Annotated in this window: 18 protein-coding genes; 8 read left to right on the forward strand and 10 right to left on the reverse strand. The window is 65.3% G+C overall.

Features of this window, described 5'->3' with window-relative positions:
* Positions 1-184: 184 nt before the first annotated feature.
* From EX88_RS0123055 to EX88_RS0123065, 3 genes are all read right to left on the reverse strand, one after another.
* Entirely contained in the window at positions 185-1,132 is a 948-nt protein-coding gene (locus EX88_RS0123055; RefSeq protein ID WP_031374328.1) for a glycoside hydrolase family 75 protein, read from the reverse strand.
* A gap of 93 nt (positions 1,133-1,225) precedes the next feature.
* Complete coding sequence (locus EX88_RS0123060) at positions 1,226-2,086, reverse strand: NAD(P)H-dependent oxidoreductase (RefSeq protein WP_081931398.1); 861 nt, start codon at positions 2,084-2,086, stop codon at positions 1,226-1,228.
* A 203-nt stretch (positions 2,087-2,289) separates the two neighbouring features.
* Positions 2,290-3,582, reverse strand: coding sequence for an adenylosuccinate synthase (locus EX88_RS0123065; RefSeq protein ID WP_031374330.1), 1,293 nt, complete (start codon positions 3,580-3,582; stop codon positions 2,290-2,292).
* Positions 3,583-4,556: 974 nt separating this feature from the next.
* Here EX88_RS0123065 and EX88_RS0123075 point away from each other — a divergent pair.
* From EX88_RS0123075 to EX88_RS0123105, 7 genes are all read left to right on the forward strand, one after another.
* Positions 4,557-5,531, forward strand: a complete 975-nt coding sequence (locus tag EX88_RS0123075) for an MBL fold metallo-hydrolase (protein WP_081931399.1) — start codon at positions 4,557-4,559, stop codon at positions 5,529-5,531.
* A 488-nt stretch (positions 5,532-6,019) separates the two neighbouring features.
* On the forward strand, positions 6,020-6,607 hold the full coding sequence (locus EX88_RS0123080; protein ID WP_152566439.1) for a DUF6228 family protein: 588 nt from the start codon (positions 6,020-6,022) through the stop codon (positions 6,605-6,607).
* Positions 6,608-6,671: 64 nt separating this feature from the next.
* Positions 6,672-7,163, forward strand: a complete 492-nt coding sequence (locus tag EX88_RS0123085) for a hypothetical protein (protein ID WP_031374333.1) — start codon at positions 6,672-6,674, stop codon at positions 7,161-7,163.
* A gap of 231 nt (positions 7,164-7,394) precedes the next feature.
* The gene (locus EX88_RS0123090) at positions 7,395-7,769 is read left to right on the forward strand and encodes a hypothetical protein (protein ID WP_031374334.1); all 375 of its coding nucleotides are present in this window, start codon (positions 7,395-7,397) and stop codon (positions 7,767-7,769) included.
* 92 nt (positions 7,770-7,861) lie between these two features.
* The gene (locus EX88_RS0123095; RefSeq protein WP_031374335.1) at positions 7,862-8,332 is read left to right on the forward strand and encodes a group II truncated hemoglobin; all 471 of its coding nucleotides are present in this window, start codon (positions 7,862-7,864) and stop codon (positions 8,330-8,332) included.
* A gap of 349 nt (positions 8,333-8,681) precedes the next feature.
* The gene (locus EX88_RS24920) at positions 8,682-9,254 is read left to right on the forward strand and encodes a hypothetical protein (RefSeq protein ID WP_152566440.1); all 573 of its coding nucleotides are present in this window, start codon (positions 8,682-8,684) and stop codon (positions 9,252-9,254) included.
* Between the two features lie 37 nt (positions 9,255-9,291).
* Positions 9,292-10,209, forward strand: coding sequence for a hypothetical protein (locus EX88_RS0123105; protein ID WP_031374337.1), 918 nt, complete (start codon positions 9,292-9,294; stop codon positions 10,207-10,209).
* Between the two features lie 29 nt (positions 10,210-10,238).
* On the opposite strand, the gene EX88_RS0123110 is transcribed toward EX88_RS0123105, so the two are convergent.
* The 6 genes from EX88_RS0123110 to miaA form a co-directional block, all read right to left on the reverse strand.
* Positions 10,239-10,430, reverse strand: coding sequence for a DUF2065 domain-containing protein (locus tag EX88_RS0123110; RefSeq protein WP_031374338.1), 192 nt, complete (start codon positions 10,428-10,430; stop codon positions 10,239-10,241).
* Positions 10,431-10,436: 6 nt separating this feature from the next.
* The gene (gene hflC, locus EX88_RS0123115; protein WP_031374339.1) at positions 10,437-11,300 is read right to left on the reverse strand and encodes a protease modulator HflC; all 864 of its coding nucleotides are present in this window, start codon (positions 11,298-11,300) and stop codon (positions 10,437-10,439) included.
* Positions 11,297-12,412, reverse strand: coding sequence for an FtsH protease activity modulator HflK (gene hflK / locus EX88_RS0123120; RefSeq protein WP_031374340.1), 1,116 nt, complete (start codon positions 12,410-12,412; stop codon positions 11,297-11,299). The genes hflC and hflK overlap by 4 nt, the downstream gene beginning before the upstream one ends.
* A gap of 145 nt (positions 12,413-12,557) precedes the next feature.
* A complete protein-coding gene (gene hflX / locus EX88_RS0123125) occupies positions 12,558-13,856 on the reverse strand; it encodes a ribosome rescue GTPase HflX (protein WP_031374341.1) in 1,299 nt (432 codons plus the stop codon).
* 41 nt (positions 13,857-13,897) lie between these two features.
* Positions 13,898-14,179, reverse strand: coding sequence for an RNA chaperone Hfq (hfq, locus tag EX88_RS0123130; protein ID WP_031374342.1), 282 nt, complete (start codon positions 14,177-14,179; stop codon positions 13,898-13,900).
* A 181-nt stretch (positions 14,180-14,360) separates the two neighbouring features.
* Positions 14,361-15,332 (reverse strand): tRNA (adenosine(37)-N6)-dimethylallyltransferase MiaA, encoded by a 972-nt coding sequence (gene miaA / locus EX88_RS0123135; protein WP_031374343.1) that lies wholly within the window; start codon positions 15,330-15,332, stop codon positions 14,361-14,363.
* A gap of 575 nt (positions 15,333-15,907) precedes the next feature.
* On the opposite strand from miaA, the gene EX88_RS26350 reads away from it, so the two are divergent.
* On the forward strand, positions 15,908-16,123 hold the full coding sequence (locus EX88_RS26350; RefSeq protein WP_152566441.1) for a hypothetical protein: 216 nt from the start codon (positions 15,908-15,910) through the stop codon (positions 16,121-16,123).
* Positions 16,124-16,825: 702 nt separating this feature from the next.
* On the opposite strand, the gene folP is transcribed toward EX88_RS26350, so the two are convergent.
* A complete protein-coding gene (folP, locus tag EX88_RS0123140; RefSeq protein ID WP_031374344.1) occupies positions 16,826-17,728 on the reverse strand; it encodes a dihydropteroate synthase in 903 nt (300 codons plus the stop codon).
* Positions 17,729-17,801 lie beyond the last annotated feature (73 nt).

Raw genomic sequence — 17,801 nt, forward strand, 5'->3', positions numbered from 1 at the left:
TACGGTGTCGTACCGTGGCTGGGCCAGCCTAGCAAGAACCGTGAGAGCCCGCAGCCGAGGCGGACCGCGGTCACAAAATCAGACCAGGTCGCTCGCGCACGACGATCCTGGCACTGCGGTATGCCGCCGGCATGACAAGGCCTTGCTGGCTATCGCGGCCGCTGCGGCCGAAGCGAACCGCGCCTCAGCGCGAATAGGCTTCGGCGCAGGCCTGCAGGCGCGCGACGCCGCCCCATTGTTCGAAGCGACGCTGCGCCGCCTCGTCGATGCGTTGCGGGGTCATGAAGGGGTTCGCGGTGTCGCGGGTGCCCGGAAAGATCAACACGATCGCCCGCGGCACGGTCCAGCCTCGGCCGCCGAACTCGCCGCGGCCGCGTACCTCGCGATAGTTGGCCGGCAAGGCGCTGCGACCGAGCAGGCGTCCGTTGAGCGCGATCGAGGCCTCGCCGAGTTCGCGCGAAGGGCCGCTGTCGCCGACCACCGCGAACACCGGCTGATCGCTGCCCGGCTTCATCGCCACCGCGAGGTCGCCGACCTTGGCCCGGCTGGAAAACGGCGACGGGCTCTTGGGAATCACCAGCGCCGGCGTCACCAGTGCATCGACATAGGTCTGGATGTCGCAGGCGTCGCCGCCGCCCGGCTTGCGCAACGAGGTCGCCGAGACCAGGAAGCCGTCCACCGCCGGACAGGGCTTACCGTCGCGGAACGGAATGATCGCCGCAGAGATCTTGGTGCGCCGCAACGCCTCCGCCGGCCAGCCGGCCGCGGCGGCCTGTTGCGTGGCGATACGGCGCGCTTTCAGTCCGGCGCTGGACAGACCGGCGCAGGCATCGCTCATCGCATTGCACAGATTGTTGAGCGCACGGGTCTCGCCCCAGAAATCCTCGACGCTGTAGGAACGGCGGGTGCCGTCGGTGTTGACGTTGAGGCCTTCGACGAACAGCAGCGCCGAGCCTTCGCGGTCCGACCAGACCGCGGTCTGGCCGCCGGGCGCATTGCCGTCGGGCTGCAGGAAGGAACGGCTCATCGCGCATTCGGCCGCTCGCGCCGGCCCGGCGACCAGCAACAGGCCGCAGGCCGCCGCGGCCGCGATGAGCAACTTCTTGATGAACAGGTGCGAGTGCGTGGCCATGGCCGTCTCCTGTGCCGACCAAGAGGAAAACGGCCCCCACGACGCGACGCGGCCAAAGGCGCCGCGTCTGCTGCAACCGTCGCGACAGCCCGCTCAGTCGGCGACCACGCTGCGATGATCGAGATGCAGAGCGAAGCCGCGCGCGCCCACCGATTCGAGCCCGGGCTTGAGCGTCATCGACGGCACCTCGTAGTCGCCCGCATTCTGTTTGCGGTACGGAATCGGCGCCTGCGTCCACAAACTGTCCATGCGCTGGCGCAGCTCGTCTTGCGCAACCGCGAAACGTTCGGCATTGAGGCCGTCGCTGCGATAGACCACGAACGGCGGCAGCACGTCGAAGCCCGGGTAATACAGCACGCCGTGGTTGATCGGAAACAGCAGGTCGTCGATGTTGCCGTTGATGCCGCGCGGGCCGTAGTGGTCGGCCCAGCCGCCGGCGGTGACCGACAACATCGCGCGCTTGCCGGCGAATTGGCCTTCGCCGTAACGGTCGCCCCAGCGCGTGTCGGAATGCTCGCCGACGCCGTAGGCGAAACCATAAGCGTAGACGCGATCGATCCAGCCCTTGAGGATCGCCGGCATGGTGAACCACCACAGCGGAAACTGCAGGATCACCGCATCGGCCCAGCGCAGTTTCTCCTGTTCGCGCACGACGTCTTCGGTCAACGCATTGGAGGCATACGCGCGCTTGGAACTGCTGACTACAGTGAGGCGTTCGCGCGGATCGTGTTCGGGAAAGTCCCCGGCATCGACGGTGGCCTTCCAGCCTTGCGCATACAGGTCGGTCACCTGCACCTCGTGCCCGCTTGCGAGCAGATGCGCCTGCATCGTGTCCTTGAGCGAACCGCTCAACGACGCCGGCTCGGGGTGGGCGTAGACGATCAGCACCCGCTTGGGGCGCTGCGGATTTTCGGACTCGGGCTTCGATGCTGCGTTGATCGTGGTCGTGGACATGAGGGACGCCTCGGGAAGAGATGACCTACCTTATCCAATCCAAATATTCCGCAGTGACGCATTTTCATCGACTCTGCGCATCGTGTCAGGCACCAATCAAGATCGCGGCACCGCTGCCGGCCGCGGCGCCGGCGCCACGAAAAAGCCCCGCTTTCGCGGGGCTTCGTCGTTCATCGCGTCGGCGGGCGCCGGTCGCTGGACATTTACGCCCAGGGATCGCGCAGCACCATGGTGTGGGCGCGGTCCGGACCGGTCGAGACAATCGCCAACTGGCAGCCGGCCAGTTCTTCCAGCGCGCGCAGGTAGGCGCGGGCCGCGGCCGGCAGCTTGTCCCACTCGGTGATGCCGTGGGTGTTCTCTTCCCAACCCGGGAACTCCAGGTAAACCGGCGTGCACTCGTCCCAGCCGGCGGCGTCGAGCGGCGCGTACTCGGTGCGCTTGCCGCGGTATTCGTAGGCGATGCAGATCTTCAGCGTCTTCATGCCGTCGAGCACGTCGAGCTTGGTGATGCACAGGCCGGTGATGCCGTTGATCGCCACCGCACGCTTCAGCGCGACGATGTCGATCCAGCCGCAGCGGCGCGGGCGGCCGGTGGTGGCGCCGTATTCCTGGCCGCGGTCGCGGATGCCCTGGCCGACTTCGTCGTCGAGTTCGGTCGGGAACGGGCCGCCGCCGACGCGGGTCGCGTAGGCCTTGGCGATGCCGAGCACGTAGTCGATCGAGTCCGCGCCGACGCCGGTGCCGGCGAGCGCGCCGCCGACGGTGGTGTTGGACGAGGTGACGTAGGGATAGGTGCCGTGGTCGATGTCGAGCAGCGAGCCCTGCGCGCCTTCGAACAGCACGCGCTTGCCCTGCTTGCGCAGGTCGTGAAGGATGCCGGCGACGTCGGACTTCATCGGCTCGACGTATTCGCCGAAGGCCAGCGCCTCGTCCAGGGTCTGCTGGTAGTCGACCGCGTCGACGCCCAGGTACTTGGTCAGGACGAAGTTGTGATAGTCGAGCGCGGTGCGCAGTTGCTCGGCGAGTTGGGTCGGGTAATGCAGGTCGGCGACGCGGATGCCGCGGCGCGCCACCTTGTCTTCGTACGCCGGGCCGATGCCGCGGCCGGTGGTGCCGATGGCCTTGCCGCCGGCGGCCTTCTCCCGGGCCTGATCCAGGGCGATGTGGTACGGCATGATCAGCGGCGTGGCCGGGCTGATCTTGAGGCGCGAACGCACTTCCACGCCGGTCTCCTCGAGCTCGCCGATCTCCTTGCGCAGCGCGGCCGGGCTCAACACGACGCCGTTGCCGATCAGGCACAACGCATCGTCGCGCAGGATGCCCGACGGAATCAGGTGGAGGACGGTCTTCTTGCCGCCGATGACGAGGGTATGGCCGGCGTTGTGGCCGCCCTGGAACCGCACGACGGCGCCGATCTGCTCGGTCAGCAGGTCGACGATTTTGCCCTTGCCTTCATCGCCCCATTGGGCACCGAGAACGACGACTGACTGACCCATGACCTTGTAACTCCTGCGCTTGCTGTGAAAGCGGCATTGGCCGCGAGGCGACCGCCCCGACCCAGTCGCAGCCGATGCCGCGCCACAGGGCCATGAACGGAAAAAAGCCGGCGGGGATGTCCCCGGCCGGCTTTTGTGCATTATCCGGGTTTCGATAGGCCAAGGCCACCCCAAATCGGTCCGGATCGGGCGGTTGGGGGAAATTGGGGCGATTCGTTCATGGAAGGGGCCGGGAGATCCCTCGCCCGGCCCCGCCCCACGCCTCCCTCTGGCCTCCTCCTCTGGGCCTCTCCCCTGCAGGTCAAAACGCGGGCCCGGCCTTGCACCGGGCCCGCATGCCGCCGGGCGGTCCGACGCGCCCGGCGACTTCAACCGCTCAAGACTTCGCCTGCCCCGCGCGATCGGTAACCCAGCCTGGATTCGGCCCGCCCACGAAGGCCGCCTGCATCAACCGAAGCGGCGGGGCTGCAGCCTGGCTGCAACTGCCGGTTGGCGCACTGATTCGTCGCCCCGGTTGTAAACGCATATCCACCGCCGCGACAGGACGAAACCGGGTCGGAACCGGGACGGTGCGGGAAGGATTCGCAACGCGATGGGCGAACCGCGCTCAACGGTGATGCGGTTCTCTCGGCAGAGTTGATGCGCGTCGTGTAGGCGATAGATTGGGTGAGTCGCGAAGCGAAGCCTTGCCGACGCGTTGCAATGGCCGGTTCCGGAACGCAACTGCGTCCGCCGCAGGACGCAGAAATCGGACGCTCTCTTCGAGCTGCGTCGCCACTGTCCATTGCGGACCGAGCATTAATCCAAAAGAGTCCACCACGCGATTCACATCGTTTCATACCTCATGTCCATGGATGCCCGCTGGTCAGCGATGATGTGCATCGCCTTGTTGGCGGACATCGCCGTATATAAGCTCGTCGAATCGCGATGCCGGTCATCGGCAAACACCACCGCCCCTTCTCGAGAGCAACTTGATGACTCGCACCTGCCGCTTTGTCTTCGCTATCGCGCCCCTGGCCAGTGCGCTCCTCGCCAGCGCGATGCTATCCGGATGCTCGCAACCCCAGTCTGTCGCGACCGACACGCCGACGCCGACCACGCCCTCGGCACCGCAGCAAGCGAGCAACCCCGACGTGCTGCGCTTCCGCATCGGCACGCTCGAGGCGGCAGCATTGAAAGACGGCGACATCGAAGCCGCCAACGACGGCAAGACCTTCGCCATCGGCCAGCCCGCCGATCAGGTGAACGCGCTGCTTACCGCCGCGGGTGCGCCGACCGACGTACTGCACCTCAGCATCCAGCCCTTGCTGGTCCGCAGCGGGGCGCGCACCCTGCTGTTCGACACCGGCGCAGCGGATGCTTCGTTCGCGCGCGCCGGGCGCTTGCCCGCTTCGCTGCGCGCGGCCGGCGTCGAGCCCTCGCAGGTCACCGACATCTTCATCACGCACCAGCACCAGGATCATGTGGGCGGCCTGCTGACGCGCGAAGGCTCGTTGGCCTTCCCCAACGCGGCCATCCATCTCTCGGCGCCCGAATGGGAATCCCTGAAAGGCGACCGCGACGCCGCCGCACTGGTCGCCGCGATCGCGCCGAAGGTCGCGACCTTCCAGCCCGGTGCGGCGATCGTTCCCGGCGTGGTCACCGCGGTAGCCGTCGACGGGCACACGCCCGGGCACAGCGCCTACGAGATCGCATCGGGCGACGAACGCCTGCTCTATATCGGCGACACCGCGCATCATTACGTGATCTCGGTGCAGCGCCCGAATTGGACGGTGCAGTACGACATGAACGCACCGCTGGCCCAGACCAGCCGGCGCGCGCTCCTGCAACGTGCCGCCGACGGCAAACTGCGCGTGTACTCGGTGCATTTCCCCTTCCCCGGGCTGGGCCATATCAAGGCCCAGGGCGACAGCTTCGTTTGGGAACCCGAGCAGGGCGCCGCTCACTGATTCGTCACCGACACAGCGCGCGCGTCGCGGTGATCCGCACTGCGCGCGCATGGTGCCCTTCACTGGAAAAAGCGCATGCCCAACGTCGTTTACACGAACAGCTGGCGGTTCGATGGTCGCAGATTGTTGAAAGTAGCTCGCCTTTACTTCGACGGCGCAAAACGCTACAGATCGCACTCATCACGACGGCATGCGAAAGAATTTTCGATCGCATTTGCAATCTTGCTGGCCCTCACCGCTTGCGGCAAGCCATCATCCGATGAAGGAACTACCCAGCCGCCGCCACCACCACCACCGGCCGACTTCTCATTTCTGTACGGGCCCAGCAAGCATTGTTCGGCTCGGCTTCGACCAGCTCAGAACGTTTCCGCCGCCGAGCGCTGCTGGATCGAGATTCTGTCCGCCCGGTGCAATGTCGGAGACGATTGTCTGGTGTCCTGCCTCGCCAGCGGCAAGGCTCAGAACATAGGCGGGGGTTGCGGGCATATTTGCTGGCAGCCTCCATCGAGACTCGTCGACTGGCAAGAGCCATCCGGCGTAGACCGGTGCCGTGCAATGGGACATGCGAGAGGCATCTGACAGGCCTCCCGAGCCGTCTGAGCGTCATTGCGACAACCTTTCGCCGACCGTTTCGATTAAGCATTACCGACTACAGGAACTGGGCCATAGAAACGACGGATTTCATCATCAAATCAGCGTCGACCGACAAGGAGCTTCGGTTTTCCGGTGCGGATGACTATTCGTTCTCGGTGGAACTTCGCGGCACCTCGATCCATGCCGCCCAGGAAGTCCATTGCCTTGTCGGCGCATCCGGGTTGACCGAGTTCTTCTCGCGCCTGGCCATCCATGAGCGCCCTTGGCCCGGGAGCGAGCGATATGTTTCATTGGAGGGGGACTTCTCGCTTGCCGCCGCCTGCTCGCCGTTGGGACGAGTAACGCTCACCATCGTCATCCACAGCCCGTTCGGAATACCCGAGGAATGGCAAGTACGAAGCGACCTCGTCGTGGAGCTGGGGCAGCTGCCCGGAATCGCGACGGCCGCGAATCGTTTCTTTCGAACCATGGCAGACACTTGAGGTGCGCCCGGGCCAGAAACTTTGCCTTAGACTCGGCAACAGCGTTTAGCCATCTCTGCTCGTCATGTCGCAAGACCTGGATTCCAAGGCTTCTAAAGGCCGCTACTTCGCCCTGTCCTTTCACGAGGTGGCATCCCGCGTCCGCGAGCTTGAGTTCGCCGTTCACGACCATCCTCGCCACCTGTCGGTGCGCCTGCAAAATTGCGAAGTCGAATGCGGACTGGGGCACCAGCTATGCACGTTCATGCGGATGTCGTACCTCGCCGTTTTCTCCTTGCCGGAGGATGAGGTGCATCCCGCTGTCGCCAAGGCAGCCCTGTCGTTTGCGATGTCGGAATACGCTGTATTGGACAAGGGGCCGCACCTCGCCGTACGGGACCAGCAGTTCGTGGTCTATCGCGCCTATCTCAGTGCGCTTGGCCGCGTGAGCATTACCCAACATGTGGTCTCCGCCGGCAGCCGCTCATACCTTCAGTTTCAGCGAGCCGCCATGCTATCGAAAGCGCAGCGGGCGCCGGCGCAACAGATCCTGCTGACTCAGCAGACCATCGTGTGAGACTTGAGCGGCAGGCAAACCAGAGATATACAAGCACTTGCTTGAGCTGGCGAAGCAGCACGACGTAAAAATCGAATCCGGCACCTAGCCATACAGGTCCGCTGCGTCGGCAGCGAACTCCCGGATCAAGTTACAGATGGAAACGCTAGGGGCATACCGGCCAAGACTGAAGTTCCCCATACTCACGCCTACGGCCTCGACCACGCCGCAGATTAGTCCAATGCCGCAACCATGACCGCCAGAAGCCAGCCAGCTATTTACCTGGAGGACGCCAGCCTCACCCAGGTCCTGCGCGATGCCGGTCTCGTCAGCATCGGCCTGGCAAATGCCGCTGTTTACCTTGAAGACTATATCGAGCTCTATGAGGCGGAACTGATCTTCTCGGACGCTGAGGTCGAAAACAATATTCGCGAACTACCCGCTGAGATATCCGAAGCATCGCTGCACACCGAAGGGATGACGTACTACGTATTCCTTCCCTTGCCCTTCGTGGTCGACGGCGCATGCCGTATGGATGCGCTGACCCGCAACGGCGGGCGAATCACGGTCCGCGGGAGTTCATGCCGAATCGAGCTCGGCCCAAGCACCCGGCAGGCCTATATTTGAGAACCGCAAACAAGCTGCCGACGTCAGAGCAAGCAGAATAAAGCCAGTCCTTTCCGGCCCAGCCGCCAACCCAGCAGACCTCAAACGACACCATGTCCAACCAAAGCATTCCCTCCTTATACGAGTGGCTCGGCGGCATCGATGCGCTGAATCGGCTCACCGATCGTTTCTACCAACACGTCAAGGCCGACGCGTTGTTGGGGCCTGTGTTCGAGCACATGGGCGCGGACCATCCGGGTCATGTCGCGAGCTTTCTTGCCGAGGTGCTCGGCGGGCCGGACGACTACAGCAAGCGGCACGGCGGGCATCCGCATATGGTCCAGCAGCATCTCAATCGCCACCTGAGCCAGCAGATGCGGCGCCGCTGGGTGAGCCTGCTGCTGGAAACCGCGGACGAGCTCGGCATGCCGGACGACCCGGAGTTCCGCTCGGCGCTGGTGGGCTATCTGGAGTGGGGTTCGCGCCTGGCGGTGATCAATTCGCAGCCGGGCGTCACGGTCGACCCGCAGGCGCCGATGCCGCGCTGGGGCTGGGGCGAGGCCAAGGGCCCGTACACGGGCTGAGAACCATGTTCTTGCCGGTTGCAGCCGCCGCGCTACTCGGATGCAGCCAAGACGTCGCTTCGGATTCGCTCCCGATTGGGCGCCCGGTCATGTAAAGGCCGTGAGCAGAGTGCTTGCTGAATGCGCCCAGCCATTAGTGTATCGGTACATTTATCGAGCCCTATCGACACACCTCTGTGATGAATCAACAGAGAGCATTGTTAACTAAGTACCAAGCTATTTCACAGTTCGCCAAATTCAAATGTGCTTATTCACGATTGTTTCCACAGTATCGCCATTGCGATGACCTGACCCGCGGAACCAGTGATCTAATCACAGAGCAGGGGAATATATGCATAAGGAGAATTGCATGAACAGAACTCTGTTAACGACGATCATTGGTCTCTTCGCGATTTCATGTTTCAACGTACGAGCCGCCAACGATACCGTGGCTGTCGCGAAAGATACTGAAATCACACGGGTATTGACCACACTCGGAGAGGATGAGCAAGCTCGTCGCGACATTGCGCTCCGGCTCGCGCCGATCAAGAGCTCACAAGCCCTCGCCACGTACATTCGATCCACGCCGACATCCCTATCGCCTCTGGCGACGCTGTCCGAAGGAGCCAGAGCGAGATTCATCCAGGGCTTGTCGTTCAACAAGAACGGCCTGACAAGCTACAACTACGCAGATCTGAAACAAGAGCTGACGGCCAGTCAGATTTATCGGATCCTGAGCCTATTCGGCGTTGAGCACACGACTTCCTTGATTCACGGAATTCGCCTGGAAAACGACACCGATGAGGCCATCATGCGTTTGGATGACAACGCCGGCATCGTTCGACCGATGAGCGATTACAACGACTATCGATGCGTGACCCCCGCCACCTGCGGACGTGCTACCGACTACATCTGCATCGGCGGCAATTGCGCAAAAGAGTAACGGCACCGGCCTCCATGGCGAAAACGACGAGCTATCGATGAAGAATTCTTTCATTCCACTCCTGGCAGTTTCGCTTCTCTGCTCTCTGTGCGCCGCGGCGTCGGCGGAGTCTGCGAAGCTGAGCGTCATCGAAGAGAAGTTCCAGAAGTTCGACAGCCTCGTTGTTTCCGTGCTGGACAAACCCGATGCGGAGAAAGCTTCCGCGATCGAACGCAGTTACCAGAAACTGTTCGGAAACGAGGCAGCGCGAACCGAGGCAAATCGATCCACCAAGGATCTGTCGTTGGGGTTTCGCGCTGCCTCACAAGCCGTGTTCTATACGCTCAATGAGCGCTATCTCGACGACATGTCGCATTACCTGAAATTGCTGGAGGCCAAGCGGCAAGCCACCTCAGCGCAGTATGCGGCGATGTATGGCGCGCTCGTCCAAACCCGACGCCTGGACGATGCCGTAGCGCTTTACGCACGTCGTGGTAATCCCGAGATGGAGCCGCTTCCGCCGCGAGAACAGGCGTCCGCGCCAAGCAACGGCGCACGGGAATGGAAAATCGGCGAACGGGGCGCTCTATCGCTGCAGCCTCGCCAGGTCAAGGCGGCGGAGATCATCGTGGTCGCTCACCCGTCCTGCGGTTTCACCCGCCGCGCGGTGCAGGACCTAAAAACGGCACCAGGGGGATCGTCCACCTTCTTCGGCGGTGCTCATTGGCTGACGCCGCAGGATCGCCAATTCCAGATCGAAACACTTCGCAGTTGGAACCAGCAGCACCCCGACGTCCCGATGTCGATTGTCTACAAGGAAAAAGAGTGGCGCGAGCTCGACACCTGGAACACGCCCACCTTTTACTTCATCAAAGACGGACGGGTGGTCCGCAAGATCGTCGGCTGGCCCGGCCCCGAGCGGGTCCGGGACGTCATCGATGCGGCACGCGAGATCGGCATTTCCGACGCACGGTAGTCGCCGCAGGCCGGTGAACGACCACGCCCTCACCCGCCCCGCAACACCCACAGCGAAACCACCCCGATCGCCACCACAACGCCGCCTACGATGCGCAGGTGGCGGTCGGGCAATGCCTGCAGTTGCTCGGCTGCGCGTTTCCAGCCGTGAGGGGCGACGAACAGGAACAGGCCTTCGAGCACTGCGACTAGGCACAGTGCCCGGATCAACTCACCGACCATGCGCGATCAGCGGTCGGACTTGAGGTATTGCAGGAACGGATCGTCGCGGTCGAGCACGATCACGCTCTGGCCGTCGGCGAAGGACTTGCGATAGCTCTCCAGGCTGCGCTGGAAGGTGAAGAACGCCGGGTCCTTGCTGGCGGCCTCGCCGTACAGGCGGGTGGCTTCGGCGTCGCCTTCGCCGCGCAGGCGCTGGGCGTCGCGTTCGGCTTCGGCCAGGATCACGGTCTTGTCGCGGTCGGCGGTGGCGCGGATCGCCTGCGACTGTTCGACGCCTTCGGCGCGCAGTTGGCTGGCGACCTGCAGGCGCTGCGAACGCATCTGGTTGTACACCGAGGCCAGCACGTTGCTGTCCTGCGGCAGGTCGATGCGCTTGATGCGGATGTCCTTGATGCGGATACCCAGGGTCGCGGCGCCCTTGTTGATCGTCTCGAGCTGCTTGCCGATCACCGCTTCGCGATCGCCCTTGACCACGTCGAGCAGATTCAGCGAGTTGATCTCGTTGCGCAGCGAATCGCGGATGATCGGCGCCAGGCGCTCGACCGCGACGGTTTCGTCGCCGCCGGTGGCCTGGAAGAAGCGGCGCATGTCGTCGATCTGGCCGAGAGCGAAGAAGTCGACGCTGACGTCGAGCTTGTCGGCAGTCAGGTAACGCTCCGGCGGCGATTCGAGGATCTGCAGGCGGCGGTCGAACACCCGCGCGGTCTCGATCAGCGGCCACTTGAAGCGCAGGCCGGGACCGATGTCCTCGCGCACCACGGTGCCGAGGCGGAACACGATCGCGCTGTGGCCTTCGCTGACCACGAACATCGAACCCAGCAACGCGAGCAGCAAGGCGATGCCCGCGGCAATCAGGGCGGGAACTCTCATCGGATCACCTCGTCGCGGGACTTCGGACGCGCGGGGCGGCCGACATAGGGCACGGTGGACTGCGATTCGGTCGCGGTGACCGGGCTCAGCATTTCCGGCTGGGTCACCAGCGGCACGCTGACCGGGCCCGGCGTGGTCGGCACGTTGCGATCCATCGGCACGTACAGCACCTGGCGCGAATCGCCGCCGACGATCTTGCGGTTCTGGCTCAACACGTCTTGCACGGTGTCGAGCCACAGGCGCTTACGGGTGACGTCGGGCGCGCTCTTGTACTGGTCGACCAGCAGCGAGAAGCGGGTCGCGTCGCCCTGGGCGCGGGCGACGGTCGAGGTCTTGTAGCCCTCGGCCGTGGTGCGCACGCGCTGGGCCTCGCCTCGCGCTTCCGGAACGATCTGCTTGGCGTAGGCCTGGGCCTGGTTGATCGAGGTGGTCTTGTCGGCGTTGGCGCGCTGCGCTTCGTCGAACGCATCCTTGACCTCGTCGGGCGGGCGCGCGTTGGGCAGGTTGAGCTCGGTCAGGATCAGGCCGGTCTCGTAGTCCTTCAGCGAGGCCTGCAGGCGCTGGCGCACCTGCGTGGTCAGCACGCTGCGCGCGCCGAGCACGGTGTCGAGGTCGGAGCGGCCGATCTGCTCGCGCACGGCGCTTTGGGCGGCCTGCTTGAGCACGTCGTCGGGCTTGCGCGAGCCGAACAGGAACAGTCGCGGCGATTCGATCCGGTACTGGGCGTTGATCTCGACGTTGACCATGTTGCCGTCGCGGGTCAGCACCGGGATGGTCTCGGTGTAGGCCTGGCTCTGGGTCGCGTTGAGCTTGGTCACGCGTTCGATCGGCCACGGCGCCTTGAAGTGCGGGCCGGGCTGCAGCACGCGCGAGAACACGCCGAAGCGCAGGACCACGCCGCGTTCCTGCTCGGTGACGAGCACGAAGCAGTTGAACACCAGCCACAGGCCGATCAGCAGCGCGACCCAGCGCAGGATCCCGCCGCCTCCGTTGCCGAACAAGCCGCGCAAGGGCTCGATCACAGCATCGAGACCGCGACCTTGCGGTTTGCGTTGTCGCGGCGGACGCGGGTTGTCGCCGGAATTGTCACTGCCAGGGGTGTTCCAGGCCATGCCTGCTCCTAAAGATGTGGGCGCCGGGCGGGACGTCCTGTGTCCAGCCCGCTGCACCGGCCTCGGCCTGCGCCGCGACCGGTCCACGGCGCCGGTTGCGCCGCGGGAGTCCGCACGCAGTCACCCGCGCACGAACCCGTCGATTCTAGGTGGGGGCCTGAACGGCCTCAAGCAAGGGGCGCAATGCTTCGCCGTTGGCCTGGGCGAACAGGCGCTGGGCGTCGGCCACGGCCAGGTCGACCTCGACCAGCCAGCCGTGCTCGTCGGCCTGTTCCGAACGCACCGCGCCGAGCTCGTGCAGGCGCGCGCGCAGGCGTGCGTCCTGCGGCGCGATCCGCACGCTGCCGGCGACGTGGCGCAGCTGCAGGGCCTCGCCCAGCGCGCTGCGCAGCAGGTCCAGGCCCTGGCCGTCGCGGGCCGACACCCAGACCCGGCTGCTGTCTTCGCCGGGCCGGTCGATGCGCGGCTCGACCCCGTCGAGGCGGTCGATCTTGTTGAACACCAGCACCTGCGGCAGATCGCCGGCGCCGATTTCGTTCAGGACCGCGTCGACCTGGGCGATGCGCTCGTCGCGCAGCGGGTCGGCGGCGTCGATCACGTGCAGCAGCAGGTCGGCCTCGCGCGCCTCCGACAGGGTCGAGCGGAACGCGGCGACCAGCTCATGCGGCAGGTCGCGGACGAAACCGACCGTGTCGGCCAGCACCGCGGCGCCGCCGGAGAGCTCGATCCGGCGTACGGTCGGGTCGAGGGTCGCGAACAACTGGTCGGCGGCGTAGGCCTCGGCACCGGTCATCGCATTGAACAGGGTGGATTTGCCGGCGTTGGTGTAGCCGACCAGGGCCACGCGCGGTAGTTCGCTGCGCAGGCGCGCGCGGCGCATCTGGGTGCGCTGCACTTCGACCTTGTCGAGGCGGCGCTGCAATTGCTCCAGGCGTTTCTGCAGCAGGCGGCGGTCGGTTTCGAGCTGGGTTTCGCCGGGGCCGCGCAGGCCGATGGAGCCGCCGCGCTGGCGTTCCAGGTGGGTCCAGCCGCGCACCAGGCGCGTCGCCATGTGCTTGAGCTGGGCCAGTTCGACCTGCAGCTTGCCTTCCGAGCTCTTCGCGCGCTGGGAGAAGATGTCGAGGATCAGGCCGGTGCGGTCGACCACGCGCCGTTCGAGGAAGCGCTCGAGATTGCGCTCCTGGCCCGGCGACAAGGGGTGATTGACCAAGATCAGGTCGGCGCCGCTGGCCTCGGCCGCGGCCTTGACCTCGTCGAGCTTGCCGCTGCCGATCAGGGTCGCCGCGTTCGGGCGGTCGATGCGCGCGGTCAGGACCGCGGCCACGCTCGCGCCCGCCGACCGGGCCAGGTCGGCGAACTCTTCCAGCAGGTCCTCATCCGGCGGCCCGCCGGCATGAGGCTGGATCAACAGCGCGTGCTCACCTTTGCGCGAACGTTCAAACACTGGTCCGCACCGTCGGCGCGAGCGCCGCCATCGTCATCGGATTACTCAGTTTCGTCGCCGCCGTCGCCATTGTCGCTGCCATCGGCGGACTGCACATAGCCGCCGCCCGGACCGACGCGGACATTGCGCGCGGGAACCACGGTGGAAATGGCGTGCTTGTAGACCATCTGACTCACGGTATTGCGCAACAGCACCACGAATTGGTCGAAGGATTCGATCGTGCCCTGCAGCTTGATGCCGTTGACCAGGTAGACCGAGACCGGTACGCGTTCGCGACGCAGCGCATTCAGGAAAGGATCCTGTAGGGATTGCCCCTTAGACATCTTCTAATTCCCCAGCATGTTCTAGTTATTAGGACGGCACGCCCGGCACCGATGGTGCGGAGCACGGCCGTATCGCCGGCTGTTGTCCCCACAGGGCGACCGGCCGATGTTAACGCAAGTGATAGCAAACATTGCGACCCGGTTCCGGGTTTACGCGCCTCATTCTAAGCGCCGAATGTGTCTATAGCGGGCCGGCGCCCATAAACAGGGCCAGGGCGCCCTCCAGTTCGGCCGCATCGCGCAAAGGATCGAACCAGCGGGCGTCAAGCTCGCCGCGCAGCCAGGTCAACTGGCGCTTGGCGAGCTGGCGGGTGGCGTAAACGCCGCGATCGCGGAATTCCCGGGCGTCGTAGTCGCCGTCGAGGTGCTCCCAGGCCTGGCGGTAGCCGACCGCGCGGATCGCCGGCAAGTCCTGCGGCCGCGGATGCGCCTGCAGCGCCGGCAACGCGCGCAGGCCGCGGACTTCATCGAGGAAACCCTGGGCGAGCATCTGCTCGAAGCGGCGCTCGATACGGGCATGCAGCACCGCGCGCTCGGCCGGCGCCAGCACCAGCTTGAGCACGCGGTACGGCAGGCGCGGCGCGGCGAGCGAGGCGCGGCGCCACTCGCTCATGCTGCGCCCGGACAGGCGGAACACTTCCAGCGCGCGCTGGATACGCTGGGCGTCGGTGGCGTGGATGCGCGCCGCGGCCTCGGGATCGACCTGTGCCAGTTGCTCGTGCAGGGCCGCCCAGCCGAGCGTCTCGGCTTCGGCGGCGAGTTGCGCGCGCGTGGCCGGATCGGCCTCGGGCATGGCCGACAGGCCGTGCAGCAAGGCGTGGAAGTACAGGCCGGTGCCGCCAGCGAGGATCGGCAGGCGCCCGCGGCCGGCGATGTCGTCGAGCGCGCGGCGGGCGTCGAGCGCGAACTCGGCGGCCGAATACGGCTGCCAGGGCTCGCGCACGTCGATCAGGTGATGGCGCACGCTGGCCAGCTCGGCGGCGCTCGGCTTGGCCGCGCCGATGTCCAGGCCGCGATAGACCAGGGCCGAATCCACGCTCACGATCTCGCCGCCGAGGCGCCGCGCCCACTCCAGGGCGAGCGCGGTCTTGCCTGACGCGGTCGGGCCCATCAGGGCGATGACGAGCGGACGGGGATCGGCGGAAACGTTCATGCGGGACGGCGGCACGGCGGTGGAGCGAGCCGGCAGCCTCGCACAGGCGCGGGCATCGAGGAAGCGGCGGTTCGGCCCAACCTGCCCCACTCGCGACCTGGTCGGCGCGGCAACGCGCGCTCCACAGACGTTGTGGAGAAGCACTGGGGCAAGCCTGTGGACAAACCCATCGCGCCCAGGCCTGGCAAGGGATCACGCTTGTTTGTCGTTTTTTTGACCAGGCCATGACGTTTGTTCACACAGCCTGTGGACAAGCCTGCGGACAGTCTGTCGCGGAGCAAGCGCAATCCGTTGCGGCGTAACGCTCGCGATAAGTTTGATCATTTATTGATCACTTATTTTTCTTGACTTGCATCTCATAGTCGGCATCCCCAACCGATCCGAATCGCCGCACGACCACGGCGCGCGCAAGCGACGCGAAGCGCTGTCCACAATCGCTGTGGACAAACCTGCGGACAGACACCGTGCAACCGTGTTTCACGCCTTATGTGACAAGGCCGCGACAAGTTTGATCAATTTTTCGCCACGCGTCCGTCGCGAGGAAATCCGCGGGAATCCGTCGCCGAAGGCTTGACATGGAAGGCGATGCAGCACTCGATGAACGCCCGTCGCCGCTACGGACACAAACGGCATGGTGTCGTATCGCCTCGCAACAAACAGGCGACCGCATCGCCCGCGGCATGCGCGCAGCGATGTCCACAAAGCCTGTGGACAAACCTGCGGACAGCGGCGATGCAATCGGGTTTCACGCCTTATGCCGCAAGGCCGAAGCAACTATGGCGAAAATTTGACCACGCACGAAAAGGGCCGAAATCGCCTGGCCGCGCATCGGTCCCGCCTGGCGCGAACGAGGCTCGAACGCGCATGGCAGGCTTCGCTCCCGCCCGGGATCGCGCAAATTTTCCGGCCGATGCACAAGCGCAGGCCGCTCATTGCGCGAAACGGCTTGCGCAATGTCCACAATCGCTGTGGACAAAGCTGCGGACACATACGATGGAATCGGGTTTCACGCTTTGTACGGCAAGGGCGCACGGATTATGGCGAAATTTTGACCGCCGCTCCCGTGTCGAAGAACAAGCCTTGCCCACCGCGTCAAATGCTTGACTTCGCGAGCGCCCGCTCAGGTCAGGATCGAAGGCATCGATACGGCTCGATGCTTCGGTGCCCGAAACTCAGGAGGGACGGCACCGCAGCTTCGGGCGCATCGAAGCGAGCGCATCGCGCCGTCCGCGATGCCTGTGGACAAGGCTGCGGACAATCTTCATGCAAGGTGTTTCACGCCTTGCGCGGCAAGGCTTTCGCGATCATGGCGATTGTTGAAGACGAGATGGCGCTAAGCGGGCGACAGATCGCTCGCAACGATCTGCCGCTGAACGCACTGCGCCGCAGACCCTGCGCTGCGGCGATTGCGGTTTTCCGCGCTCAAGCCGCGGGCCGCCGCTTCCGTTCCGGTAATCGAGGCTACGCGCCGGGCATCGCAACGGCGAAGGGACTTACTCGTCGTCGGGCCACTTCAGACCCGGCGCCGACGCGGCCGCGCGCCGCGGCATCGGCTGCGCCGCGACCGCTTCCCAGACCTTGATCGCATCGACGGTGGCGGCGACGTCGTGCACGCGCAGCAGCTTCGCGCCGCGCTGGGCCGCGATCAGGTGCGCGGCCACCGAACCGTGGACGCGCTCGTGCGCGTCGTCGCGGCCGGTAAGCTCGCCGATGCTGCGCTTGCGCGACAGCCCCGCGAGCACCGGCACGCCGAGTTCGCCGAAACGCTGCAACTGCGCAAGCAAGGCCAGGTTGTGGGCGAGGGTCTTGCCGAAGCCGAAGCCGGGATCGACGACGATCCGTTTCTTGGCGATGCCGGCCATCTCGGCGGCGAACAGACGCTCGACCAGGAAACGATGCACTTCGGCGACGACGTCGTCGTAGACCGGGTCGGCCTGCATCGAACGCGGCTCGCCCTGCATGTGCATCAGCACCACCGGCACGCCGAGTTCGGCGGCGACATCGAGCGCGCCCTCGCGGCGCAGCGCGTAGACATCGTTGATCAGGCCGGCGCCGGCCGCGACCGCGGCACGCATGACCTCCGGCTTGGAGGTGTCGATGCTGATCGGCAGCCCGGTCTCGCGGGCTAGACGTTCGATCACCGGGATCGTGCGCCGCAGCTCTTCCTCCAGCGGCACCTCGGCGGCGCCGGGGCGGGTGGATTCGCCGCCGATGTCGAGCAGGTCGGCGCCCTCCCCGGCCAGCTTCAGGCCATGCGCCACGGCAGCCTCGAGGCTGTTGTGAGCGCCGCCGTCGGAGAAGGAATCGGGCGTCACGTTGACGATGCCCATGATCCGCGGGCGGTCGAGGACGAGGCGGCGGCCGTTGCAGTCGAGGGTGGTGGCGAGTTCGAACATTGGATTGGGGACCGGAATCGGGAATCGGGAATCGGGAATCGGGAATCGGGAATCGGGAATCGGGAATCGGGAA

This window comes from Lysobacter antibioticus, assembly GCF_000731095.1.
Taxonomy (GTDB): Bacteria; Pseudomonadota; Gammaproteobacteria; order Xanthomonadales; family Xanthomonadaceae; genus Lysobacter; species Lysobacter antibioticus_B.